Source organism: Kocuria rosea subsp. polaris (genome assembly GCF_001483755.1).
Lineage (GTDB): Bacteria > Actinomycetota > Actinomycetes > Actinomycetales > Micrococcaceae > Kocuria > Kocuria cellulosilytica.
In genome coordinates this window covers 24,562-47,856 of sequence record NZ_LQBK01000009.1, presented here as the reverse complement: position 1 = coordinate 47,856, position 23,295 = coordinate 24,562, and the positions used below count along the sequence as shown (strand labels likewise).

Annotated in this window: 26 protein-coding genes, 4 tRNA genes and 1 riboswitch; of the genes, 25 read left to right on the top strand and 5 right to left on the bottom strand. The window is 75.3% G+C overall.

Translation table 11 applies throughout. The annotated features are described in order from the left end of the window. Positions 1 to 6 precede the first annotated feature (6 nt). Genes ybaK through AVL61_RS07085 form a run of 3 tightly spaced genes read right to left on the bottom strand, consistent with a single transcriptional unit; the run spans position 7 to position 1,876 of the window. On the bottom strand, positions 7 to 498 hold the full coding sequence (ybaK, locus tag AVL61_RS07095; RefSeq protein ID WP_058873660.1) for a Cys-tRNA(Pro) deacylase: 492 nt from the start codon (positions 496 to 498) through the stop codon (positions 7 to 9). Between the two features lie 17 nt (positions 499 to 515). Further along, entirely contained in the window at positions 516 to 971 is a 456-nt protein-coding gene (locus AVL61_RS07090; RefSeq protein ID WP_058873659.1) for a SufE family protein, read from the bottom strand. After that, positions 968 to 1,876 (bottom strand): sulfurtransferase, encoded by a 909-nt coding sequence (locus AVL61_RS07085; protein ID WP_058873658.1) that lies wholly within the window; start codon positions 1,874 to 1,876, stop codon positions 968 to 970. Before AVL61_RS07085 ends, AVL61_RS07090 begins: the two co-directional genes overlap by 4 nt. Positions 1,877 to 2,123: 247 nt before the next feature. Between AVL61_RS07085 and zapE the strand changes: the two genes are divergently transcribed. Continuing rightward, positions 2,124 to 3,185, top strand: coding sequence for a cell division protein ZapE (zapE, locus tag AVL61_RS07080; RefSeq protein WP_058873657.1), 1,062 nt, complete (start codon positions 2,124 to 2,126; stop codon positions 3,183 to 3,185). Between the two features lie 150 nt (positions 3,186 to 3,335). Here the strand turns inward: zapE and AVL61_RS07075 are convergent. Beyond that, positions 3,336 to 3,407: transfer RNA gene (locus tag AVL61_RS07075), tRNA-Val, on the bottom strand. 298 nt (positions 3,408 to 3,705) lie between these two features. On the opposite strand from AVL61_RS07075, the gene AVL61_RS07070 reads away from it, so the two are divergent. The 18 genes from AVL61_RS07070 to AVL61_RS06990 all read left to right on the top strand — a co-directional run bounded on the left by AVL61_RS07070 (position 3,706) and on the right by AVL61_RS06990 (position 16,533). After that, a tRNA-Gly gene (locus AVL61_RS07070) sits at positions 3,706 to 3,778 on the top strand. A 61-nt stretch (positions 3,779 to 3,839) separates the two neighbouring features. Beyond that, positions 3,840 to 3,910, top strand: a tRNA-Cys gene (locus AVL61_RS07065). Positions 3,911 to 3,960: 50 nt separating this feature from the next. Further along, positions 3,961 to 4,035, top strand: a tRNA-Val gene (locus AVL61_RS07060). A 188-nt stretch (positions 4,036 to 4,223) separates the two neighbouring features. Further along, positions 4,224 to 5,078 (top strand): cytochrome, encoded by an 855-nt coding sequence (locus AVL61_RS07055; protein WP_058873656.1) that lies wholly within the window; start codon positions 4,224 to 4,226, stop codon positions 5,076 to 5,078. 74 nt (positions 5,079 to 5,152) lie between these two features. Continuing rightward, entirely contained in the window at positions 5,153 to 5,755 is a 603-nt protein-coding gene (def, locus tag AVL61_RS07050; protein WP_058873655.1) for a peptide deformylase, read from the top strand. A gap of 43 nt (positions 5,756 to 5,798) precedes the next feature. Continuing rightward, positions 5,799 to 6,722, top strand: a complete 924-nt coding sequence (gene fmt, locus AVL61_RS07045; RefSeq protein WP_058873654.1) for a methionyl-tRNA formyltransferase — start codon at positions 5,799 to 5,801, stop codon at positions 6,720 to 6,722. Further along, on the top strand, positions 6,719 to 8,326 hold the full coding sequence (locus AVL61_RS07040; protein WP_058873653.1) for an RsmB/NOP family class I SAM-dependent RNA methyltransferase: 1,608 nt from the start codon (positions 6,719 to 6,721) through the stop codon (positions 8,324 to 8,326). Before fmt ends, AVL61_RS07040 begins: the two co-directional genes overlap by 4 nt. Positions 8,327 to 8,360: 34 nt before the next feature. Continuing rightward, positions 8,361 to 9,026: a ribulose-phosphate 3-epimerase gene (gene rpe, locus AVL61_RS07035; RefSeq protein WP_058873652.1), complete on the top strand. Its 666-nt coding sequence runs from the start codon at positions 8,361 to 8,363 to the stop codon at positions 9,024 to 9,026. Between the two features lie 76 nt (positions 9,027 to 9,102). Beyond that, a riboswitch (FMN riboswitch) is annotated at positions 9,103 to 9,266 on the top strand. A 116-nt stretch (positions 9,267 to 9,382) separates the two neighbouring features. After that, complete coding sequence (ribD, locus tag AVL61_RS07030; RefSeq protein ID WP_058873651.1) at positions 9,383 to 10,441, top strand: bifunctional diaminohydroxyphosphoribosylaminopyrimidine deaminase/5-amino-6-(5-phosphoribosylamino)uracil reductase RibD; 1,059 nt, start codon at positions 9,383 to 9,385, stop codon at positions 10,439 to 10,441. A 128-nt stretch (positions 10,442 to 10,569) separates the two neighbouring features. Continuing rightward, positions 10,570 to 11,247 (top strand): riboflavin synthase, encoded by a 678-nt coding sequence (locus tag AVL61_RS07025; protein WP_058873650.1) that lies wholly within the window; start codon positions 10,570 to 10,572, stop codon positions 11,245 to 11,247. Then, on the top strand, positions 11,247 to 11,921 hold the full coding sequence (ribB, locus tag AVL61_RS07020; RefSeq protein ID WP_082697015.1) for a 3,4-dihydroxy-2-butanone-4-phosphate synthase: 675 nt from the start codon (positions 11,247 to 11,249) through the stop codon (positions 11,919 to 11,921). Before AVL61_RS07025 ends, ribB begins: the two co-directional genes overlap by 1 nt. Then, a complete protein-coding gene (locus AVL61_RS07015) occupies positions 11,918 to 12,679 on the top strand; it encodes a GTP cyclohydrolase II (protein WP_058873649.1) in 762 nt (253 codons plus the stop codon). The genes ribB and AVL61_RS07015 overlap by 4 nt, the downstream gene beginning before the upstream one ends. After that, entirely contained in the window at positions 12,676 to 13,155 is a 480-nt protein-coding gene (gene ribH / locus AVL61_RS07010; RefSeq protein WP_058873648.1) for a 6,7-dimethyl-8-ribityllumazine synthase, read from the top strand. The genes AVL61_RS07015 and ribH overlap by 4 nt, the downstream gene beginning before the upstream one ends. A gap of 70 nt (positions 13,156 to 13,225) precedes the next feature. Next, the gene (locus AVL61_RS07005; protein ID WP_058873647.1) at positions 13,226 to 13,489 is read left to right on the top strand and encodes a phosphoribosyl-ATP diphosphatase; all 264 of its coding nucleotides are present in this window, start codon (positions 13,226 to 13,228) and stop codon (positions 13,487 to 13,489) included. 59 nt (positions 13,490 to 13,548) lie between these two features. Next, positions 13,549 to 14,394, top strand: a complete 846-nt coding sequence (gene hisG, locus AVL61_RS07000) for an ATP phosphoribosyltransferase (RefSeq protein ID WP_058873646.1) — start codon at positions 13,549 to 13,551, stop codon at positions 14,392 to 14,394. 44 nt (positions 14,395 to 14,438) lie between these two features. Continuing rightward, entirely contained in the window at positions 14,439 to 15,203 is a 765-nt protein-coding gene (gene hisF / locus AVL61_RS06995) for an imidazole glycerol phosphate synthase subunit HisF (RefSeq protein WP_058873645.1), read from the top strand. Between the two features lie 90 nt (positions 15,204 to 15,293). Continuing rightward, positions 15,294 to 15,470: a hypothetical protein gene (locus tag AVL61_RS17815; RefSeq protein ID WP_157571328.1), complete on the top strand. Its 177-nt coding sequence runs from the start codon at positions 15,294 to 15,296 to the stop codon at positions 15,468 to 15,470. A gap of 58 nt (positions 15,471 to 15,528) precedes the next feature. Beyond that, entirely contained in the window at positions 15,529 to 16,533 is a 1,005-nt protein-coding gene (locus AVL61_RS06990; RefSeq protein ID WP_058873644.1) for a helix-turn-helix transcriptional regulator, read from the top strand. Between the two features lie 10 nt (positions 16,534 to 16,543). On the opposite strand, the gene AVL61_RS06985 is transcribed toward AVL61_RS06990, so the two are convergent. Further along, entirely contained in the window at positions 16,544 to 17,050 is a 507-nt protein-coding gene (locus AVL61_RS06985; RefSeq protein ID WP_157571327.1) for a hypothetical protein, read from the bottom strand. A gap of 146 nt (positions 17,051 to 17,196) precedes the next feature. On the opposite strand from AVL61_RS06985, the gene AVL61_RS06980 reads away from it, so the two are divergent. The 6 genes from AVL61_RS06980 (at position 17,197) to trpB (ending at position 23,291) form a co-directional block, all read left to right on the top strand. Next, positions 17,197 to 17,838 (top strand): Pr6Pr family membrane protein, encoded by a 642-nt coding sequence (locus tag AVL61_RS06980; protein ID WP_058873642.1) that lies wholly within the window; start codon positions 17,197 to 17,199, stop codon positions 17,836 to 17,838. 102 nt (positions 17,839 to 17,940) lie between these two features. Then, positions 17,941 to 18,321, top strand: a complete 381-nt coding sequence (gene hisI / locus AVL61_RS06975) for a phosphoribosyl-AMP cyclohydrolase (RefSeq protein WP_058873641.1) — start codon at positions 17,941 to 17,943, stop codon at positions 18,319 to 18,321. 51 nt (positions 18,322 to 18,372) lie between these two features. After that, complete coding sequence (locus AVL61_RS06970; protein WP_058873640.1) at positions 18,373 to 19,971, top strand: anthranilate synthase component I; 1,599 nt, start codon at positions 18,373 to 18,375, stop codon at positions 19,969 to 19,971. Then, entirely contained in the window at positions 19,964 to 20,563 is a 600-nt protein-coding gene (locus AVL61_RS06965; RefSeq protein ID WP_058873639.1) for a Trp biosynthesis-associated membrane protein, read from the top strand. The genes AVL61_RS06970 and AVL61_RS06965 overlap by 8 nt, the downstream gene beginning before the upstream one ends. A gap of 193 nt (positions 20,564 to 20,756) precedes the next feature. Continuing rightward, positions 20,757 to 21,020 (top strand): HGxxPAAW family protein, encoded by a 264-nt coding sequence (locus AVL61_RS06960; RefSeq protein ID WP_058873638.1) that lies wholly within the window; start codon positions 20,757 to 20,759, stop codon positions 21,018 to 21,020. A gap of 144 nt (positions 21,021 to 21,164) precedes the next feature. Further along, a complete protein-coding gene (gene trpB / locus AVL61_RS06955; protein ID WP_058873637.1) occupies positions 21,165 to 23,291 on the top strand; it encodes a tryptophan synthase subunit beta in 2,127 nt (708 codons plus the stop codon). Positions 23,292 to 23,295 lie beyond the last annotated feature (4 nt).

Sequence of the window (23,295 nt, the reverse complement as noted above, 5' to 3'; positions counted from 1 at the left end):
GCCCGCTCAGGACCGCAGCGCGGCGGTGCGCCCGCCGGTGAGCCGCAGCAGCTCGCCCGGCGGCAGCTCGATCTCGAGCCCCCGCCGCCCGCCGGAGACGAGGACCGTGGCCCACGCCGCCGCGGAGTCGTCGAGCAGGGTGGGGGAGGGCGTCCGCTGCCCGAGGGGCGAGATCCCGCCCACCACGTAGCCGGTGCGCCGCTCCGCCGAGCGGGGCTCGGCGAGGGCCGCCCGCTTCCAGCCCAGCGCGGCCGCGGCCGCGCGCAGGGACAGCCGCGCGGACACGGGCAGCACCGCGACCGCCCACTCCCGCTCGTGCACGACCAGCAGGGTCTTGAGCACCTGCTCCGGGTCGCGCCCCAGCGCGGCGGCGGCCTCCCGGCCGAAGGACGCCGCCGCGGGGTCGTGGGCGTACTCGTGCAGCGTGAAGGCCACGCGCTCGCGTGCCAGCAGCGCGACGGCCGCGGTGGGGCCCGCGCCGCGGGACGCCTTGGCCATGCCGGTGCCCGGGGCCCTCAGGCGTCCTGGAGCTCGCGGACCCGCCGCTTGATCCGGGCCAGCATCGCGGACATCCCGCGCATCCGCAGCGGGGACACGAGCTGGGTCAGCCCGAAGCGCTCCGGCAGGTCGTCGGGGACGTCGAGGACCTCCTGGGCCGGGAGACCGTCGAGCCCCTCGTGCAGGATCGAGGCGAAGCCGCGGGTGGTCGGGGCCTCCGCCGGGGCGGAGAAGAACAGCCGCACCGGGGCGCCGGGGCCGGGGGAGGCGCCCTCGTCCCACTCGACCGTCAGGAACAGCGGCGACTGGCACTCCACGACCTGCTCGAGCTCCTCCGGGTGCTCGCCCAGGCGGTCCGGCAGCGCCGGCAGGGAGCGGGAGAAGTCGAGCAGCAGCTCCAGCTTGTCCTCCTGCGGCACCGCCGTGAAGTCCGCGACGAGCTCCTCGAGCTGGGCGGGCAGGGCGCCGCTCATCGGGCCGACCCCGGGACCTCGCCGGGTGCCTCGCCGAGGACGATCGGCACGCGCACCGAGTTGCCCCACTCGGTCCAGGACCCGTCGTAGTTGCGGACCCGCTCGAAGCCCAGCAGGTGCTTCAGCACGAACCACGTGTGACTGGAGCGCTCGCCGATGCGGCAGTACGCGATGATGTCGTCGTCGTCGGAGAGCCCGACCTCGTCGCGGTAGATCGCCTCGAGCTCCTCGCGCGGGCGGAACGTGGCGTCCTCGGCGGCGGCCCGGGCCCACGGCACCGACGCCGCGGTGGGGATGTGCCCCCCGCGCAGCGTGCCCTCCTGCGGGTAGTCGGGCATGTGCGTGCGCTCGCCGGTGTACTCCGGCAGGGACCGGACGTCGATCAGCGGCTGCTCGCCCAGGTGCGCCAGCACGTCCTCCTGGTAGGCCCGGATCGGGGCGTCGTCGCGCTCGACCACGGGGTAGTCGGCGCGCTCGGGCACGACCTTCTCGGTGGACAGCTCCCGCCCCTCGGCGACCCACTTGTCCCGCCCGCCGTTCATGAGCCGGACGTCCGGGTGGCCGAACAGCTCGAACACCCACAGGGCGTAGGCGGCCCACCAGTTGGACTTGTCCCCGTAGACCACGATCGTGGTGTCGCGGGAGATCCCCTTGCGCGCCATCAGCTCGGCGAACTCCTCCGCGTCGACGTAGTCGCGGGTGTCGGGGCGGTTGAGGTCGGTGTGCCAGTCGATCTTGACGGCGCCGGGCACGTGGCCGGTCTCGTAGAGCAGGACGTCCTCGTCCGACTCGACCACGACGACTCCCGGGTCGTCCAGGTGCTCGGCCACCCACTGGGTGGACACGAGGCGCTCGGGGTGCGCGTACTGCGCGAAATCTGGGTTGTTCTCCACGGCGACGCCCATGGGGACTCCTTCCGGGGTGGGGTTGCGGGGCACGGGTCCTTCCGGACCTTCTTCATCCTCCAGGGTAGTGGTCCCGGCGGTGCCCGGTCCCGCCGGGGCGCCGCCGGGGCCGTGCCGGGGGCCGGATTTCGCGGCGGGCGCACCCCGGGCGGCGGCCAGCCGGTAAAATCGCCGGAGCACGCGCGTGCGCCGCTCGGCGCGCCGAACCAGCGAACCGCCGGGCACGGCGGACAGAGAGGTCTCCCACGTGAGCATCCAGATCGAACACCTCACCGAGCGGCGCCCCCAGGTGTCGGCGGACGAACTGCTGGCGGCGTTCCGGCCCTCGGAGCGCTTCGGGGAGGTCTCGTTCGACACGTACCGTCCCGATCCGCAGCAGCCGTCCCAGGCGGAGGCGGTGCGGGAGCTGCGGAAGTTCGCGGACTCCGTCAACCGCTCGACCGGCTCGGGCGGCGGGTTCTTCAGCAAGCTCTTCGGCGGGGGCCCGCCCAAGGACGCGATGCGGACGGGGATCTACCTCGACGGCGGGTTCGGCGTGGGCAAGACCCACCTGCTCGCCTCGCTGTGGCACGCGGTGCCCGGGCCCAAGGCGTTCGGCACCTTCGTGGAGTACACCAACCTCGTGGGGGCCCTGACGTTCCGCAAGGCCGTCGACGCCCTGAGCACCTACAACCTGGTGTGCATCGACGAGTTCGAGCTCGACGACCCCGGGGACACGGTCCTCATGTCCCGGCTGATGCGCGAGCTCGCCGACTCCGGCGTGCGGATCGCGGCGACGTCCAACACGCTGCCCGGCTCGCTCGGCGAGGGCCGCTTCGCCGCCCAGGACTTCCAGCGGGAGATCCAGGTGCTGGCCGACCAGTTCGAGGTGCTGCGCATCGACGGCGAGGACTTCCGCCACCGGGGCCTGCCGCAGGCCCCGGCGCCGCTGTCCGAGGCCGAGCTCGAGCGCGCCGTGGAGGAGCACTTCCCGGACCGGGTGGTGGCCGCGGACCGGTTCGCCGACCTCGTGGAGCACCTCGCGGGCGTGCACCCCTCCCGGTACCGCAAGCTCCTCGAGGGGATCGACGCCGTGGTCTGGCAGGACGTGCACACCATCGAGCAGCAGGCCGTGGCCCTGCGCTTCGTGGTGCTGGCGGACCGGCTCTACGACAAGAACCTGCCGATCATCGCCTCCGGCCGGCCCTTCGACGAGGTCTTCACCGAGGAGATGATGGCCGGCGGCTACCAGAAGAAGTACTTCCGTGCCGTGTCCCGGCTCACCGCCCTGGCCCGCGAGGGCATCCTCGGGGACGTCTCCGCGGTCTGACCGGGCGCGTCCGCCGGCCGGGGCCGCGGCGCCCGGTGGGCGTTCCGCCCCCGCGCGGGCCGGGGGCGCGGCAGGACGACGACAGAGGGGCAGGACGACGACAGAGGGCCCCGGCTGGTCTTCAGCCGGGGCCCTCTCTGGTGCTGCTCGTGCGCGATACTGGGTTCGAACCAGTGACCTCTTCGGTGTGAACGAAGCGCGCTACCACTGCGCCAATCGCGCTCACTGCTCGAAAACCATAACCCAGATCCCCGCCGTGGGCCAATTCGGGCCCCGGCGCGGCCCGCCGGCCGCGTCCCGCCGCGGCGCCACGGGGGATTTGGCGTTTCGGAAATCCGTCCCGTACAGTCTTTTCCTGTCAGGAACACCGACGGGCTCCTGCGGACGGAACGGCCGGCAGGCCGCCACGGCTCGTGATCCCGCCGGTCCCGGCACGCCCCGGACCGGCGCGAGGAGCACCGGAACGGCTTGTGCTAGAGTTCCTGATCGGAAGATCGAGAGATCGACCGAAGCAAGACATGCGGACGTAGCTCAGCTGGTAGAGCACCACCTTGCCATGGTGGATGTCGCGGGTTCGACTCCCGTCGTCCGCTCGCAGTGATCGGCATGAAACGATGTCGTGACCGACGGCCCTGTCCGTGAGGACCAGGTCCCGGTGGGGTGGCCGAGTGGTTAGGCAGCGGCCTGCAAAGCCGTCTACGCGGGTTCGAATCCCGTCTCCACCTCGGTGCACACCCACCACGCTCGACGATCTCCTCCGGAGACCGCCGGTAGAGCGCGATTGGCGCAGCGGTAGCGCGCTTCCCTGACACGGAAGAGGTCACTGGTTCGATCCCAGTATCGCGCACCACCAGGAAGGCCCCGGCTCCCACGAGCCGGGGCCTTCGTCGTGCCCGGCCCCCGGGCGGAGCCGAGCGCGGGACCCATGGCGGGTGCCGCCGGTCCCGTGTCCGAGGCGGTCGGTAGCCTGCGGACCAGGGCCCGGAGCACCGGGCCCGCCCCGGGAGCCGGGGACGCGAGGGAGAGGCGACGAGCAGCGTGACACAGCCCAGGCTGGCGGAACAGACCGAGTACGGACGGATGTACGCGAGGTCCGTGGCGGACCAGGCGACCGTCCCCTCCATCACCACGGTCCTCTCCCGGGCCGCCACGGACCTGGACGGCTGGTACGGCTACTCCGCCGCGCAGGCCGCGGTGCGGGACGACCGGCTGCGCGCGGCCCTGGGCTCGCCGGCCCAGCTGCGCGCCGTCGTGCGCGACGCGGCCAAGGCCGCCGAACGGCACCGTGACGAGGCCGCGGCGCGCGGGGACCGCGTGCACACCTACGCCGAGCAGATCGCCCTGCGCGCCCTCGGCCGGCCCCACCGGGCGGCCGAGGCACGGGCCGCCCTGGCGGAGCACGGCGAGGAGCGCTTCGCCTCCCGCTTCGACGAGTGGTGGGACCTCTACACCCCCGAGCCGCTCGCGGTGGAGGTCACGGTCTGGAACTCCACCGTGGGCTACGCGGGCACCCTCGACCTCGTGGCCCGGATCGCGGGCAAGGTGTGCTTGATCGACTACAAGACCAAGGGCACGGACCGGGACGGGCGCGTGAAGTCCCTCGACCCGAAGGTCGTGACCCAGCTCGTGGCCGGGCTGAAGGCGGAGGAGTCCCTCGTGGACGCGGACGCCGGCACCTGGGAGCCCTGGGCCTACGGCAGCGCCGACCTGCTGCTGGGCGTGGCGGTGGGCGAGACGGAGGTCGTGCCCGTGCAGGCCGTCCCGGCGGTCCTCGAGCAGCACTGGTACAAGTTCTGCGCGCTGCACCGGGTGTGGACCCAGGAGACGGTCCTCGCCGCGGCGGGCCCCGCCCTGCGGCCCGTGCCCCCTCCCCCGCTGCGCGAGCAGCCGTAGCGCCCGGCGCGCCCCGCGTGCCGGCGGGGACGGGGCGGCCCGTAGACTTGTCGGGTCGAGAGCGAGGTCCCTCCATGTCCGTCCTGCCCATCCGCACCATCGGTGATCCCGTCCTGCGCACCCGCGCCGAGGAGGTCACGGTGTTCGACGACGCCCTGCGCCGCCTCGTGGCGGACATGCACGAGACGATGCTGGACGTCGGGGGCGTGGGCCTCGCCGCGCCCCAGGTGGGGGTGAGCGTGCGGCTGTTCACCTGGGCGGTCGAGGGCAGCGAGGGCCACGTGGTCAACCCGGTCCTCGAGGTGGGCGAGGAGCCCCAGGAGGGCGGCGAGGGCTGCCTGTCCGTGCCGGGGCTCGGCTTCGACACCCCCCGCCGGAACTGGGCCCGCGTCACCGGCCTCGACCAGCACGGCGGTCCCGTGGCCGTCGAGGGCACCGGCCTGCTGGCGCGCTGCCTGCAGCACGAGACCGACCACCTGGACGGGCGGCTCTACGTCGACCGGCTGGTGGGCGCCGCCAAGAAGGAGGCGATGCGGGCCATCCGCGCCGCCGACTACGACGGGGTGGTGCGCGGCGTGGCCGGGCAGCGGGCCGCGCACGTGGGCTCGTCGTTCGGCGCCGGCTCCTCCTTCGGCGCCGGCTCCTCGCCCGGCGCCGGCCCGTCCCGCCCCGCCTGAGCCCCGCCCGAACCCCGCCCCGCCGCCACCCGTCAGGAGAGCCGTGAAGATCCTCTACGCCGGCACGCCGTCCGTCGCCGTGCCGTCCCTGGTCCACCTGGCCGAGCGGCCCGACGTCGAGGTCGTGGCCGTGCTGACCCGCACCGACGCCCCGGTGGGGCGCAAGAAGGTGCTCACGCCCTCGCCCGTGGCCGAGGAGGCGGAGCGGCGCGGCATCCCCGTGCTCAAGGCCAACCGGGTGGACGCCGGGCTGACCGAGCGGATCCGGGGACTGGGGGCGGACGTCGCCGCCGTCGTGGCCTACGGGGCCCTGGTCCCGCAGGCCGCCCTGGACGCCGTGCCGCACGGCTGGATCAACCTGCACTTCTCCCTGCTGCCGCAGTGGCGCGGCGCCGCGCCCGTGCAGCGCGCCCTCATGGCCGGGGACACGGTGGTCGGCGCCAGCACCTTCCTGCTGGAGGCCGGTCTGGACACGGGACCCGTCCTCGGCACCATGACCGACGTGGTCCGCCCCGAGGACACCGCCGGGACGGTGCTGGAGCGCCTGTCCCGCACCGCCGCACCGCTGCTCGCGGACTCCCTGCGCGCCGTGGTCGACGGCTCCGCCCGCCCGGCCCCGCAGCAGGGCGAGGTGACCCACGCCCCCAAGCTGACCGCCGAGGACGGGCGGGTCCGCTGGACGGAGCCCGCCGTGGCCGTGGCGCACCGGGTGCGCGGGGCGACCCCCGAGCCCGGGGCGTGGACCCGGCTGGAGGACCGCAGGCTCAAGCTCGACCGCGTGGTGCCGCGGCCCGACGTCCGGGGGCTGGCCCCGGGGCGGTGCGTGCTGCGCGGGGACGCCGTGCTCGTGGGCACGGGATCGTACGCGGTCCAGCTCACCCGGGTGCAGCCGGCGGGGAAGAAGCCCATGGAGGCCACCGCCTGGGCGCGGGGCCGCAGCACGGAGGACGAGGTGGTGTTCGAGTGAGCGAGCGCGAGGACCGGCAGCACGGCGCCCGGCGGGGCGAGCGCGACCGGCGGCCCGGGGGCCCACGGCGCAGCGCCGGGGGACGCGAGCGCAACCGTCCCGCGCAGGCCGACCGGAGCTTCTCCGCCGCGGCGCCCGCACGGCGGACCCGGCGGGCCGATCCGGCCCGGCTGGCCGCGTTCGAGACCCTGCGCGCGGTGTCCGAGGAGGGCGCCTACGGCAACCTCGTGCTGCCGAAGCTCGTCCGGGCCCACCGCCTGGACCGGCGGGACGCGGGCTTCGCCACGGAGCTCGCCTACGGGGCGCTGCGCTGGCAGGGCACCTGGGACGCCGTGCTGGCCCGGTGCGTCGACCGCCCCCTCGGGGCGCTCGACGGCGCGGTCCTGGACGCCCTGCGCCTGGGCACCCACCAGCTGCTGGCCATGCGCGTGCCCGACCACGCCGCCCTGGACCAGACGGTGGGCCTCGTCCGGGCCGTCGTCGGGGCGGGCCCCGGCGGGCTCGTCAACGCCGTGCTGCGCAAGGTCGCGGCCCGGGACCTGCCGGCCTGGATCGCGGAGCTGACCGCCGACGCCGCGGACGAGACCGCCCGCCTCGGCCTGGCCCACGCCCACCCCGCGTGGGTGGTCCGGGCGCTGCGCCAGGCGCTGACCGCCCACGGGCGGGACGCCGCCGAGATCGAGGCCCTGCTCGAGGCGGACAACGCCGCCCCCGTGGTCAACCTCGTGGCCCTGCCGGGCCTCGGCGACCTCACCGAGGCCCTCGCCGCGGGCGCCGAGCAGGGGACCCTCGTCCCTGACTCGGCGCTGAGCAGCGGCGGTGACCTGCACCGGCTGGCGTCCGTCCGCGGGGGCGGGGTCCGCGTCCAGGACGCCGGGTCCCAGCTCGTGGCCCGCGCCCTGGTCGCCGCGGGGCAGGGTCCCGGCGGCGACCGGGGCGGTCCCGGCGGCGCGGAGGGCGAGCGCTGGCTGGACCTGTGCGCCGGCCCGGGCGGGAAGGCCGCCCTGCTCGCGGCGCTGGCCGACCGGCGCGGGGCGCACCTGACGGCCAACGAGGTGGCCCCGCACCGGGCCGAGCTCGTGCGCCGGGCCCTGCGACCGGTCCCGGAGCGGGCCTGGTCGGTGCGCACGGGGGACGGCCGCCACGTCGAGGAGCTGCTCGACGGCCGCACCGCGGAGCAGGCCGGCTTCGACCGGGTGCTCGTCGACGCCCCGTGCACCGGGCTCGGGGCGCTGCGCCGCCGCCCGGAGGCGCGCTGGCGGCGCAGCCCTCGCGACCTGGCCGAGCTCGGGCCGCTGCAGCGGGAGCTGCTGCACGCCGCCCTGGACGTGGCCCGCCCCGGCGGCCTGGTCGCCTACGCCACCTGCTCCCCGCACGCCGCCGAGACCCTCGCCGTCGTCCAGGACGTGCTGGCCGGGCGCCGGGACGCCGAGCCGGCCGACGCCCTGGAACCGGTCCGCGCCGCGGCCCTGCCCGGCAGCCTCGAGGGGGACCGCGACCCGTCCCGCCCGTGGGAGGGCGGCTCCGGCGGGGCGACCGTCCAGCTGTGGCCGCACGTGCACGGCACGGACGCGATGTTCCTGGCCCTGCTGCGCAAACGCTGACGCCCCGACCGACCCACCACCACCAGGAGTCCCCGTGTCCCGAACCTGCATCCACCCCTCGATCCTCTCCGCCGACTTCGTCAACCTCGAGGCGGAGCTGGGCCGGATCGGCACCGCCGACGCCGTGCACGTGGACGTCATGGACAACCACTTCGTCCCGAACCTCACGCTGGGCATGCCCCTCGTGGAGCGGATCCTCGCGGTCAGCCCCCTCCCGCTGGACGTGCACCTGATGATCGAGGACGCGGACCGCTGGGCCGCCGGCTACGCCGAGCTCGGCTGCGAGTCGGTGACCTTCCACGCCGAGGCGGCGCGCGCCCCGCTGAAGCTGGCCCGCGAGCTGCGCGCCCACGGTGCCCGGGCCGGGATGGCCCTGCGCCCCGCGACCCCCGTGGAGCCGTACCTCGACCTGCTGCCGGAGCTGGACATGCTGCTGGTCATGACGGTGGAGCCGGGCTTCGGCGGGCAGGCCTTCCTCGACGTCACGCTGCCGAAGATCCGGCGGGCCGCCGAGGCGATCCGGGCGGGCGGGGGCAGGGTGGCCCTGCAGGTGGACGGCGGGATCACGGAGGAGACCATCGTGCGGGCCGCAGAGGCCGGGGCCGACACGTTCGTGGCCGGCTCCGCCGTCTACGGCGCGGGGGACCCCGAGGCCGCGATCACCGCGCTGCGCGGGGCGGCCCGCGCCGCCCAGGACTGAGCCGGCGGCCCGCCGCGCCCCGCCGCGCCCCGGCGGGCCTCCGGCGGCACCCCCTGTGACATAATCGAGGCACGAACAACGTGTTCCGGGGTCGGTGCAAGTCCGAACCGGCGGTCACAGTCCGCGAACCGGACGACCACGTCCGTGCAGGCGCCCAGCGCCCGCACCGGCGGGTCGCCCGGCCGAACCGGTGGAACTCCGGTACCGACAGTCACAGTCTGGATGGAAGGCAACACGTTCAACGGCTCCGTGCCGTGCCGTCCACGGCACCGGCCACGGCGCCGTCCGGACCCGCGGGTCCGGACGGCCGCACCGTTGTCCTGCGCCCCGGAACCGACCCGGGAAAGGACGACGTGATGGACCCGCAGCACCGGAGCGGCGACGACGCCGAGCGGTCGGTCATGCGGACCGCCCTGCACGCGGCGGCGCGCGGCCCGCGCGGGGCCAATCCGCTCGTGGGCGCCGTCCTCGTCGACGCCGGGGGCCGGATCCTGCACGTCGGCCACCACCGGGGCGCGGGCACCGTCCACGCCGAGGTCGACGTCCTGGAGCGCGCCGCGTCCGTCGGCACCGACCTGCGCGGGACCACCATGTACGTGACCCTCGAGCCGTGCAACCACTGGGGCCGCACCGGCCCGTGCGCCCAGGCGATCATCGCGGCGGGCGTGCCCCGGGTGGTCTACGGCGCCCCCGACCGCACGCTCGCCGCCGCCGGCGGGGCCGCCACCCTGCGGGCCGCGGGGGTCGAGGTCCGGCCGGGGGTGCTGGCCGGGGAGGCGGAGGCCCTCAACGACCGCTGGGGCGAGACGATGCGCGCCCAGCGGCCGTTCGTGACGCTGAAGGTCGCCCAGAGCCTCGACGCCCGGATCGCCGCCGCGGACGGGACCAGCCGGTGGATTACGTCCTCCTCCGCCCGCGAGCACGGCCACGACCTGCGGGCCCGCGCCGACGCCGTCCTCGTGGGCAGCGGCACGGTCCTCGCCGACGACCCCCGCCTCACCGCCCGCACCGGCGACGGCGGCGCCGTCCCGCGGCAGCCCCTGCGCGTCGCCATGGGCCTGCGCCCGGTGCCGCCGGACGCCGCGATCCGCGGGACCGACGGGCGCTTCCGGCACGTCACGACCCACGACCCGCACTCCGCCCTGGCCGAGCTCTACGACGCCGGCGTGCGCCACGTGCTGATCGAGGGCGGGGCCACCGTGGCCGCGGGCTTCCTGCGCGCGGGACTCGTCGACGAGCTGAGCCTCTACCAGGCGCCCCTCGTGCTCGGGGCCGGACGGCCCGCCTTCGAGGAGCTGGGCGTGGGCACCCTCGCGGACGCCTCCCGGTGGCGGCTCGACCCCACCGGCGGAGGGCCCGTGCAGCAGCTCGGCCCGGACCTGTGGATCCACCTGCGGCCCGTGCCGCCGGACTGAGCGGCACCCGGTGCGGGGCCACCGCACCGTACCGCGGGCGCCGCGGGCACGGGCCCGGGACGAAGAGACCGAAGACCGACAGACAGCAGACCGACGGACTGCAGACCGAGAGACAGAGGAAGCACCGCATGTTCACAGGAATCGTCGCCGGCCAGGGCACCGTGCGCTCGGTCGACCCCGGCCCGGACGGCACGAGCGCCCGCCTCCTCGTGGACGCCGGGCCCCTCGTCGCGGACCTGCCGCACGGCGGCTCCCTCGCCGTGAACGGCGTCTGCCTCACGGCCACCCGCACCGCGGAGATCGGCCCCGGGCAGTTCCTGGCCGACGTCATCGGCGAGACGCTCGTGCGCACCACCCTGGGAGCGCTGGCCGCGGGCGACAGCGTGAACCTGGAGCGCTGCGTGCCCGCCGGGGGGCGGCTCGACGGGCACGTGGTCCAGGGCCACGTGGACGGCACGGGCACCGTCTCGGCCCGGGAGGACCTGGGGGAGTGGGAGCGGGTCCGGGTCGCCGTGCCCGCCGAGCTGGCCCCGTTCCTCGCCGAGAAGGGCTCGGTCGCCGTCGACGGCGTGTCCCTCACCGTGACGGCCGTCAGCGCGCCCGGGGCCGCGGAGCACTGGTTCGAGGTCGGGCTCATCCCGGCGACCCTGGCGGAGACCACCCTCGGACGCCGCCCCGTCGGCGCGTCCGTCAACCTCGAGGTCGACGTCCTCGCGAAGTACGCCCAGCGCCTGCTGGCCTTCGCCCGGACCGACAGCACCCCGGCGCCGGGGACGGCCCGGACCACGGCAGGAGAAGGAGCATGATGCGGACCAGCAGCACCCACGAGGGAACGGGCCGCGGCGGGGACGGGACGACCGGGCAGATCCGGCTCGACCCCGTGGGCGCGGCCGTCGAGGCCATGGCCCAGGGCCGGCCCGTCGTCGTGGTGGACGACGCCGACCGGGAGAACGAGGGCGACATCGTGTTCGCCGCCGAGCACGCGACGCCCGCGCTGATGGGCTTCACGATCCGGCACACCTCCGGGGTCGTGTGCGTGCCCATGACCGGGGCCCGGGCGGACGCGATGCGGCTGCCCCCGATGGTCGACGTCAACGAGGACTCGAAGGGCACCGCCTACACCGTCACGTGCGACGCCCGCGACGGGGTGAGCACCGGCATCAGCGCCGCCGACCGCGCGCTCACCGCGCGGGTGCTCGCCGACCCCGCGGCCGGGCCGGGGGACATCACCCGGCCCGGGCACGTGCTGCCCCTGCGCGCCGCGGACGGCGGGGTCGCCGTCCGCCGGGGGCACACCGAGGCCGCCGTCGAGCTGTGCTCCCTCGCGGGCCTCGAGCCGGTGGGCGTGATCGCCGAGCTCGTCCACGACGAGGGCTCGATGATGCGCCTGCCCGCCCTGCGCGCCTTCGCCGACCGGCACGGCATCCCGCTCGTGAGCATCGAGGACCTGGCGGCGCAGCTGCAGGAGGACCGCCGATGAGGCCGGACGCCCCCCTGGTCAGCTCGGAGCCCGTGGTCGTGCCCACGCCCGAGGGCCGGTTCGAGGTCATCGGCTGGCAGCTGCCGGGCGGACCCGGGAACGCGGTCGCCGAGCACCTCAGCCTCACCGCGCCGTCCCCGGGCCGCGTGCCCGTGGGCCGCCCCCCGCTGGTGCGCCTGCACTCCGAGTGCCTGACGGGGGACGTCTTCGGCTCCTTCCGCTGCGACTGCGGACCCCAGCTGCACCTGGCGCTGCGGCGGATCGCCGAGGACGGCGGCACCCTGCTCTACCTGCGCAACCACGAGGGCCGGGGGATCGGCCTGGTCAACAAGCTGCGCGCCTACAAGCTCCAGGACGGCGGCGCGGACACGGTCGAGGCCAACGAGCTGCTCGGCCTGCCCGCCGACGCCCGGGACTACTCCGCGGCGGCGGCCATCCTGCACCGGCTCGGGCTGAGCCGGATCCGGCTGCTGAGCAACAACCCCGCCAAGGCCGAGCGCCTGGCCGACCTGGGCATCGACGTCGTCGCGATGGTGCCCAACGAGGTGCCGGCCCGCCCGGAGAACCACGACTACCTCGTGACCAAGCGGGACCGCATGCGGCACCGCCTGCGCCACGTCGACGACACCACCGCCCCCCGCCCCGGCGCGCCGGAGCCCGCGGACCGGACCGGCGGCACCGCCCACAGCACGTTCGACCGAACCTTCGACAGCACCCTCGACAACGATCTCGACAGCACAGGAGACCTCACCCCATGAGCGGACACGGCGCCCCCGACATCGACCTCAGCACCGCCGACGCGAGCGGCCTGCGCGTGGCCGTCATCGCCTCGAGCTGGCACACGGTGATCATGGACGGGCTGCTCGACGGCGCCCGCCGCGCGCTGGCCGACGCCGGCGTGCGGGACGCGCCGGTGGTGCGCGTGCCCGGCAGCTTCGAGCTGCCCGTCGCCGCCGCGCGCCTGGCCCCGGGCCTGGACGCCGTGGTGGCCCTCGGGGTGGTGGTGCGCGGCGGCACCCCGCACTTCGACTACGTGTGCTCGGCGGCCACGCAGGGACTCACGGACGTGTCGGTGCGCACCGGCGTGCCCGTGGGCTTCGGGGTGCTCACCTGCGACACCGAGCAGCAGGGCCTGGACCGTGCCGGGCTCGAGGGCTCCCAGGAGGACAAGGGCTACGAGGCCACGGCCGCCGCGGTGCGGACCGCGCTGCTGCTGCGCTCCCTCGGCGTCTGAGCCCCGCGCCGCGGGCCGTCCGGTGCGCTGCCGGTCGGGAGGCCCCCGCGGACCCATTACCCTGGTAGTCGTGAAAACCTTCGAGACCCTCTTCGCCGAGATCAGCGACAAAGCCGCGACCCGTCCGGAAGGCTCGGGCACGGTCCGCGAGCTCGACACCGGTGTGCACGGCATCGGCAAGAAGGTCGTCGAGGAGGCCGCCGAGGTCTGGATGGCCTGCGAGTACGAGACCTCGGAGCAGGCCGCGGAGGAGATCTCGCAGCTGCTCTACCACCTGCAGGTGATGATGGTCGCCAAGGGCCTGCGGCTCGAGGACGTCTACCGCCACCTCTGAGCGCCCCGCCGCACCGGCGTCCCCGCCCCACCGAAGCCCCGAAGCCGAGAAGGAACCCCATGCTGCGTGTCGCAGTGCCCAACAAGGGCGCCCTGTCCGAATCCTCCGTCACGATGCTCAAGGAGGCCGGCTACCGGCAGCGCCGGGACTCCCGCGAGCTGGTGCTCGTGGACCCCGAGAACAACGTCGAGTTCTTCTACCTGCGCCCCCGGGACATCGCCGTGTACGTGGGCGGGGGCATCCTCGACGTGGGGATCACCGGCCGGGACCTGCTCCTGGACTCCGGCGCCCACGCCGACGAGGACCTGGGGTTGGACTTCGCCCGGTCCACGTTCCGCTTCGCGGGGCCCGCGGGCGAGTTCTCCTCGATCGCCGAGCTGGCGGGCCGGCGGATCGCCACGAGCTACGACGGCCTGCTGCGCGACCACCTCGCCGAGCGCGGGGTGGACGCCTCCGTGGTCCGTCTCGACGGGGCCGTGGAGTCCTCGATCCGGCTGGGCGTGGCCGACGCGATCGCCGACGTCGTGGAGACCGGCAACACCCTGCGCGCCGCGGGCCTGCAGGTCTTCGGCGAGCCCATCATGACCTCCGAGGCGCTGCTCATCCGCAGCCGTGCCACCACCGAGCCCGAGGGCCTGGCCGTGCTGCGCCGCCGCCTGCAGGGGGTGCTCGTGGCCCGGCAGTACGTGCTGATGGACTACGACGTGGCCGAGGAGTACGTCGAGGCCGCGACCCGGATCACCCCCGGCATGGAGGGACCCACCATCTCCCGGCTCGGCCGCGGCAACGCCTGGGCCGTGCGCGCCATGGTCCCCAAGTCGGAGACCAACAAGGTCATGGACGCCCTCTACGACGTCGGGGCCCGCGCCATCCTGGTCTCCCCGATCCAGGCCGCCCGGATCTGAGTCCTGCCCACCCGCCCGTTCCCGCAGCCGAGGAGGTGCCGCCCGTGGGCGTTGCCGTACGTGTCATCCCGTGCCTGGACGTCGACGCCGGTCGAGTCGTCAAGGGCGTGAACTTCGAGAACCTGCGCGACGCCGGTGACCCGGTCGAGCTCGCCAAACGCTACAACGAGGCCGGCGCGGACGAGCTGACCTTCCTCGACGTCACGGCGTCCTCGGCGGCCCGGGCGACGACCTTCGACGTGGTCTCCCGCACCGCGGAGCAGGTCTTCATCCCCCTCACCGTGGGCGGCGGCGTCCGCGCGGTCGCCGACGTGGACCGGCTGCTGCGCTGCGGTGCGGACAAGGCCTCCATCAACACCGCCGCGGTCGCCCGTCCGGAGGTGATCGACGAGATCACCGGGCACTTCGGCAGCCAGGTGCTCGTCCTGTCCCTCGACGCCCGCCGCACGGGCAACACCGCCTCGGGCTTCGAGGTCACCACCCACGGGGGGCGCACGCTGACCGGCCTCGACGCCCTCGACTGGGCGCGGGAGGCCGAGGACCGCGGGGTGGGGGAGATCCTGCTCAACTCCATGGACGCGGACGGCACGCAGGAGGGCTTCGACCTGGAGATGATCCGGGCCGTGCGCGCCCGGGTGCACGTGCCCCTGATCGCCTCCGGCGGCGCGGGCGCCCCCGAGCACTTCCCGCCGGCCGTGGACGCGGGCGCCGACGCCGTGCTCGCCGCCTCGATCTTCCACTTCGGTCCCGTCCACGCGATCGCCGAGGTCAAGGACGCGCTGCGCGCGGCCGGCCACGAGGTGCGCTGAACGACCCGTGGCCCGGGACGTCCTGCGGGCGTAGAGTCGGCAGTGAGCTGACGACAGTCGCTCGACAGGCCGACGACGAAGGAGTCCACCGTGGGACTGAACAGCATCATCAGGAGCTTCACCGGGCGAGCCGGCGGGACGACCGCCGGGCGCGCCGCCGGCGGCCGCCGGGGCACCCGCGGGATGAACGCCGCCGGCCAGGCGGGCGCCGGCCGGTCCGGCCGCGGTATCGGCGGCATGCTGCGCGGCCTCCTCAACCGCCGATAGCGCACCGTGCGGCAGCGGCCCCGCCCCGGGGCCGCTGCCGCACGCGCGGAGGAGACCGATGAGCACCTCCGAGAGCTCCGGGCCGGGGGAGGACACCCGCGCCCCGGGCGGCCCGCTCCGGCGGACGTCGTTCTCCACCCGCGACCCCGACCGGGGCATCGCCGCCATGTCCGAGCTCTACACCGGCCTCGGCATGCGGGCGCCGGCCGACGGCTCGTTCGAGCTGCGGATGGCCGCGGCCTCGACGGGCCCCCTCCTGGCGCACCGGTTCCGGCTGGCCACCTCGGCGTCCTCGGGCACGGGCGACGTCTCGGGCACGTACTCCGTGGTGCACGTGCTGACCGGGCGGCTGACGCTCAGCGCCGGGCGGGAGCAGATCCGCACGGCCCTGCCGTTCCTGCTGCCGCAGGGACTGTACGGCGGCCGGTGGGACGGGCTGCTGGAGCTGGGCACCGTGGTCCTGGACGCGGACGCCGTCCGGGACCTCGCGCGCGGCCTGCTGGGCGAGCCGGCCTTCGGACTGCGCTTCACGGGCAGCACGCCGGCGTCCCCGCAGCTGACGCGGTACTGGCTCTCCGAGGTGCGGCACTTCCACCAGGACCTGCTGCCCAACGCCGAGGCACTGAGCACCCCGCTGGTGCGGGCCGAGGCGTTCCGGTCGCTGGCCACGGCGCTGCTGCACTGCTTCCCGAACACCTTCCTCGCGCAGCCGGCGCCTCCCGCGGGCGCACCGGCGCTGCGGGCCCAGCTGCGCCGGGCGGTGGCCTTCGTCGAGGAGCACCTGCACGAGGACATCGGCCTCGCCGAGATCGCCGCGGCGGCACGGATGAGCCCGCGCGGGCTGCAGGCCGCGTTCCGCCGGGAGCTCGGCCGCACGCCCGTCGGCCACCTGCGGGAGGCCCGCCTGGACGCCGCCCGCCGCGACCTGCTCCGCGCCGACCCGGTCGCGGACGAGACGGTCGCCGCCGTCGCGGCGCGCTGGGGCTTCGCCCACGCCGGGCGCTTCGCGACCGCCTACCGTACCCGGTTCGGCGAGGCGCCCAGCGCCACGCTGCACCGCTGAGCCCGCCGGCTCAGGCCCCGCCCCGGCAGGTCTCGTCCAGCCAGTCCCGCACGGGCGCGAGCGCCTCGTCGAGCGCCTGCCCGTCGAAGCGGGCCGACGGGTCCTCCGCCAGGGCCTCGCCGTAGGAGTCGACCAGCAGCTGCACCCGCGCGAGGTCCGCGGCCAGTGCCGGCGGAGCGGCGTCCCGCACGGCCTCCACCTCGTCCTCGACGTCCTGGACGTCCGCCACGGTCGGACCGGCCGAGAGCCCGGCCGGCAGCAGGGCGAGCGCCAGGAGGTCGTCGGCGACCGCCGCGCACGCCTCCCGCCGGTCCGGGTACGCGCCCCACGGCCCGGACGGTCCCGGCGCGGGCGTCCCGGCGGAGGAGGTCGCCGGCGCGGCCGTGGCGCCGGGGGAGCCGCTCGGGGTGCCCGGCGCGCCGGGGTCCCCGCACCCGCCCACCAGCGCGACGGCGAGAACGGCCGCCACCGCGCCGGGGGCCGCGCGCCGCCGCCCCGCCATCGTCCTGGAGCGCATCGTCCTGGTGTCCCGTCCGCCGTCGCCGATCTGGTCCTGCTCCCACCATAAACTCCACCGTCCGGCCCCGGCAGGGCCCCGGAGCGGACGGATCCCGCCGCCGGGACTCCTATCCTGGAGCCCGGAGGGCCGGGAGGAGGTCGAACGTGCGAGTCGTCGTCGTCGCGGCCCGGGCCTGCGCCCTGGCGGTCGCGGTCTGGGCCCTGGTCTCCCGGTCCGAGTGCGCCTTCGTGACGCGCACCTGCCTGGGCTCCAACCTGTTCAGCTACTTCACGATCCACAGCGCCCTCCTGCTGGTGGCGGCCCTGCTGCTGGCCCTGCTGCACACCGCCGCCGGGGCCGAGGAGCCGGGCTGGCTGACCGGGCTCCGGGCGATCGCCACCACCTACACCGTGGTGTCCGGGACGGTCTTCGGGGTGCTGCTCGCCAACGCGGAGCTGTTCGGCCACCTCTTCCTCGTCCCGCTGTCCTCGCAGGTGCTGCACTTCGTGCTGCCCGTCTACGCCGTGGCCGACTTCCTGCTGGGCCCCGGCCGCCGGCGGCTGCGCTGGGCCGCGACCTGGGCGTCCACCGTGTTCCCGGCTCTGTGGGCCGTCTACACCCTGGTCCGGGGGCAGATGGTGGGCTGGTACCCGTACTTCTTCCTCGACCCCGCCCTCGTGGGCGGCTACCGGGCGGTGGGCACCTACGCCCTCGGGCTGTCCGTGCTGATCCTCGCGGTGTCCTTCCTGACCGTGGCCGCCACCCGGCTGCCCACCGTCCGGCCGGGCCCGCGCAGGAGCTCCTGAGCGCCCCGGGGCGGTCCCGCCGGGCCCCTCCGGGCGGTCCCGCCGGCCCCTCCGGGCGGTCCCGGCCCGGGGCGTGCGGCCGGGTCGATAGGATGGGTGGCGATGAGCGAGCAGACCCCCGACCCCGGAACCGACGTCCTCGACCCCGCCGTGGCCCGGCGGCTCAAGCGCGACCCCCAGGGCCTCGTGGCCGCCGTGGTGCAGCAGCACGACACCCACGAGGTGCTGATGCTGGGCTGGATGGACGACGAGGCCCTGCGCCGGACCCTCACGGAGGGACGCGTGACGTTCTGGTCCCGCTCCCGCCAGGAGTACTGGCGCAAGGGCGACACCTCCGGGCACGTCCAGGCGGTGCAGAGCGTCAGCCTCGACTGCGACGGCGACGCGCTGCTCGTCCGGGTCGACCAGACCGGCGCGGCCTGCCACACCGGCACCCGCAGCTGCTTCGACGGCCGCGACCTCGGCGCCGTCTCCGCCGTCTGACCCGCCCACCCCCGTACTCCCGTCCGCCACCAGGAAGTCAGGTCGACACCCATGCAGGACCTGGGCACCATCAGCCCCACGCTCGAGGAGTTCCGCGCGCTCGCCGCGGAGCGCCGCGTCATCCCCGTCCGCGTCAAGATCCTCGCGGACGCCATGACCCCGATCGGGCTCTACCGGGCGCTCGCGCTCGAGGACGGGGCGGCCCGGCCGGGCACGTTCCTGCTCGAGTCCGCGGCCGAGGGCGGGGTGTGGTCCCGGTACTCGTTCATCGGCGCGAACTCCCGGGCCACCCTCACGGCGCGGGACGGCGAGGCGCACTGGATCGGGCAGGCCCCGGCCGGTGCCCCCACCGGCGGCAACCCGGTCGAGGCGCTGCGGGACACGATGGCGCTGCTGCACACGGAGCGCTTCGAGGACGTCCCGCCGCTGACCTCGGGGCTCGTGGGCTTCGTGGGCTGGGAGGCCGTGCGCCGCTGGGAGAAGCTCCCGCACCCGCCCGAGGACGACCTGCGGATCCCCGAGCTGGCCATGAACCTGGTCTCGGACATCGCGATCCACGACAACACGGACGGCACCGTGATGCTCGTGGCCAACGCCGTCAACTTCGACGACACCGACGAGCGCGTCGACGAGGCCTGGGCCGACGCGGTGGACCGGGTGCACGCGATGCTGGAGCAGCTCGCCCGGCCCCTCGGCCACGCCACGGCCTCGACGCTCACCGGCACCGACGAGATCCGCGGTGACCTGGAGTCCAAGGTCGACCAGAGCTGGGACCGCACCCTGTTCATGAACTCCATCGTGGAGGGCAAGAAGGCCATCGTGGACGGGGACATCTTCCAGGTCGTCGTCTCCCGCCGCTTCGAGACCGAGTGCACGGCCGACTCCCTCGACGTGTACCGCATGCTGCGCGCCATCAACCCCAGCCCGTACATGTACCTGTACAGCTTCGAGGACGCCGACGGCCGTCCCTTCGCCGTCGTGGGCTCCTCCCCGGAGGCGCTCGTGACCGTCACCGGCGACCAGGCCGTGACCCACCCCATCGCCGGCTCCCGCCCGCGCGGGCGCACGGTCGAGGAGGACGTCGCGCTGGAGCGGGACCTGCTCCAGGACGAGAAGGAGCGCTCCGAGCACCTCATGCTCGTGGACCTCGCGCGCAACGACATCTCCAAGATCGCCGTCCCGGGCTCAGTGGAGGTCACCGAGTTCATGGAGGTGGAGCGCTTCAGCCACATCATGCACCTGTGCTCCAACGTGGTGGGCCGGATGCGCCCGGACGCCACGGCCTACGACGTGCTCGCCGCGACGTTCCCCGCCGGGACTCTCTCGGGCGCGCCCAAGCCCCGGGCCCTGCGCCTGCTCGACGAGTACGAGCCCCTGCGCCGCGCCGTCTACGGCGGCGTGGTCGGCTACCTCGACTTCGCGGGGGACATGGACATGGCCATCGCCATCCGCACGGCCCTGCTCGTCGACGGCAAGGCCTACGTGCAGGCCGGCGGCGGGATCGTCGCCGACTCGGACCCCGAGACCGAGGCCCTCGAGTCCCTCAACAAGGCCACCGCGCCGCTGCGGGCGGTCATGCTCGCCGAGCGGCTGCAGGCCCTGGACCTCGACCGCGTGGCCGTGCCGGGGACGGGGGCCGGGCGTGCCTGAGGCCCGCGCATCCCTGCCGGCGGCGCTGTCCCGGCGGTCCACGGTGGTGCTCGCCACCCTGGTGGCCGCCCTGGCCGTGTTCGCCTGCTCGGCCGCCACGTGGGTCTCCGCCACGGTGCAGACCACGCTGCAGCCCGTGACCGTGGACGTCGCCGGGTCCGACGCCGCCCCGGCCGTCACCGCCCTCGGTCTCGTCGCCGCCGCCGGCGCCCTCACCACGGCGATCTCCGGGCGGGTGCTGCGCGCCGTGGTGGCCTCGGTGGTGCTGCTCGCCGGTCTCGGCGCCCTGGCGGCGTCCGTGGCGGTGCTCGCGGACCCGGCCGGCGCGGCGCAGACGGCCGTGGGCGAGGCCACCGGGATGATCAACGCCGGCGGCGACTTCGCCGTGACCGTCTGGCCGTGGCTCGCCGCGGCCGCCGCGGCGCTCGTGGCGGTGTGCGGCGGCTGGGCCCTGGTCGCGGGGCGGTCGTGGACCGCGGCCCGCCGCTACGAGCGCGCCGGGCCGGACGGGTCCCCGGCCGGGACGGCCCGCCGCGGGGACGAGATCGACTCCTGGGACGCCCTCACCGAGGGCCGCGACCCCACCGCCTGAGCCTCCGACCGCCCCGGGCCCGGGTCCGCCGCCGCGGGAGGCCGCACGCCCCGGAGTCCCGTGGGGCGTGCGCGGGCGCGGCCCCGGGGGTGGCACAATGGGGCGGGACAGACTGTCAGCAACCGCCGCGCCCCGCCGGGGCCGTGCGAGCCGAGCCGGCCGGCTCCGGCAGGGAAATCGGGAGTGCAACAACATGGCAAACGGAAACGAGATCGTCCTCGACCACACCGGCTTCGTGGGGCACGGCAACACGCTGGCCGCGTGGGTGACCATCGGCATCATGTCGCTGGGCGTCATCGTCGGCGTGGTGGGCTTCACGGTGGGCAGCACCGTCCTGCTGATCGTGGGCATCGTGCTGGTCGCCGTCGGGCTCGTGGCCGGTGCCGTGCTCCGCTCCATGGGGCACGGCAGCGGCTCCGAGCAGCGCAAGCACGAGGCCCGCAACCACCAGGGCTGAGACCGGGCCGGCGCGAGCCGGCCACGGGGGGCGCGGCACGCGCCCGGGCCGGCCGGCTCCCGTCGGGAGCCGGCCGCCGTCCCGACCGGCCCGCACCCCACGAACGCACCAGGGCGGCCCGCGCCGCCGAGAGGACAGGAAACCATGTCGCAACAGAGCACCGGGACGGTCCTGGACGCCATCATCGAGGGCGTCCGGGCGGACCTGGCCGAGCGCCGCGCGCAGGTCGGCCTCGACGAGCTCCGCCGCGCGGCCGCGCAGCGGCCCCCGGCCCTGGACGCCGAGACGGCGCTGCGGGGACCCAGCACGGACGCCGTGCAGGTCATCGCCGAGGTCAAGCGCTCCAGCCCCTCCAAGGGCGCGCTGGCTCCGATCGACGACCCCGCCCGCCTGGCCGCGGCCTACGAGCACGGCGGCGCCTCGGTGATCTCCGTGCTGACCGAGCAGCGGCGCTTCAACGGCTCCCTGGCCGACCTCGACGCCGTGCGCGCGGCCGTGGGCGTTCCCGTGCTGCGCAAGGACTTCACGGTGGACGAGTACCAGATCTGGGAGGCGCGGGCCCACGGGGCGGACCTCGTGCTGCTGATCGTCGCCGCGCTCTCCGACGACGAGCTGCGCCGCTTCCTCGCGCTGACCCACGAGCTGGGCATGCACGCGCTGGTCGAGACGCACACCCCGGAGGAGATCGAGCGCGCGGTCGCCGTGGGCGCCCGCATCGTGGGCGTCAACGTCCGCAACCTCAAGACGCTCGACACCGACGTCGAGACCTTCGGCCGGCTCGCCGGGCTCCTGCCCCAGGACGCCGTGATCGTGGCCGAGTCCGGGGTCGAGGGCGAGGAGCAGATCGCCCTCTACGCCTCGCACGGGGCCAAGGCCGTCCTGGTGGGGGAGGCCCTCGTGCGCAGCGCCGAGCCGGCCGCGACCATCACGAGCTTCCGCGCGGCCGGCGCCGCCGCGCGGGCCGCCCGGCGCGTCCCCGAGGCCGAGGCGGAGGCCGTCGCCGCGGAGGCGTCCTCCCTGCGCGAGGCCCCCGGGCCGTACTTCGGGGACTTCGGGGGCCGGTGGATGCCGGAGTCCCTCATCGCCGCCCTCGACGAGCTGACGGACGTCTTCGAGAAGGCGAAGGCCGATCCGGAGTTCATCGCCGAGTTCCAACGGCTCTCCCGCGACTACTCGAACCGCCCCTCCCTGCTCACCGAGGCCCAGCGCTTCGCCGCCGAGGCCGGGTGCCGGATCTTCCTCAAGCGGGAGGACCTCAACCACACCGGCTCGCACAAGATCAACAACGTGCTCGGCCAGGCGCTGCTCGCGCGGCGGATGGGCAAGACCCGGCTGATCGCCGAGACCGGCGCCGGCCAGCACGGCGTGGCCTCGGCCACCGCGGCCGCGCTGTTCGGGATGGAGTGCGTGGTCTACATGGGCGAGGAGGACACCCGGCGGCAGGCCCTCAACGTCGCACGGATGGAGCTGCTGGGCGCCACCGTGGTGCCCGTGACCAACGGCTCCCGCACGCTCAAGGACGCCATCAACGAGGCGCTGCGGGACTGGGTCGCCTCCGTCGAGCACACCCACTACCTGCTGGGCACCGCGGCGGGGCCGTACCCGTTCCCCGCCATGGTGCGCTACTTCCACGAGCAGATCGGCGAGGAGACCCGCGAGCAGGTCCTGGCGCAGACCGGGCGGCTCCCGGACGCCGTGGCGGCCTGCGTGGGCGGCGGCTCCAACGCGATCGGCATCTTCCACGGCTTCCTGGACGACCCCTCAGTGGAGCTGTACGGCCTCGAGGCCGGCGGGGACGGCGTGGAGTCCGGACGCCACGCCGCCACGATCTCCCTGGGCCGGCCCGGCGTGCTGCACGGCGCCCGCACCTACCTCATGCAGGACGAGGACGGGCAGACCCTCGAGTCCCACTCGATCTCCGCGGGCCTGGACTACCCGGCCGTGGGCCCCGAGCACTCGTACCTGCACGACATCGGCCGGGCCCGCTACGAGGCGATCACCGACTCGGAGGCGATGGAGGCCTTCCGGCTGCTGTGCCGCACCGAGGGCATCATCCCCGCGATCGAGACCTCCCACGCCCTGGCCGGGGCGCTGAAGATCGGCCGCCGCTGGGTCGAGGAGCTCGGGCCGGAGGCGGCCGCCGAGAAGATCGTCGTCGTCTCCCTCTCGGGGCGCGGCGACAAGGACGTGGCGACCGCCGCGGAATGGTTCGGGATGCTCCCGGACGACAGCGCCGAGGCTGAGCTCGGCGAGAAGGGCGAGCGACTGTGAGCAC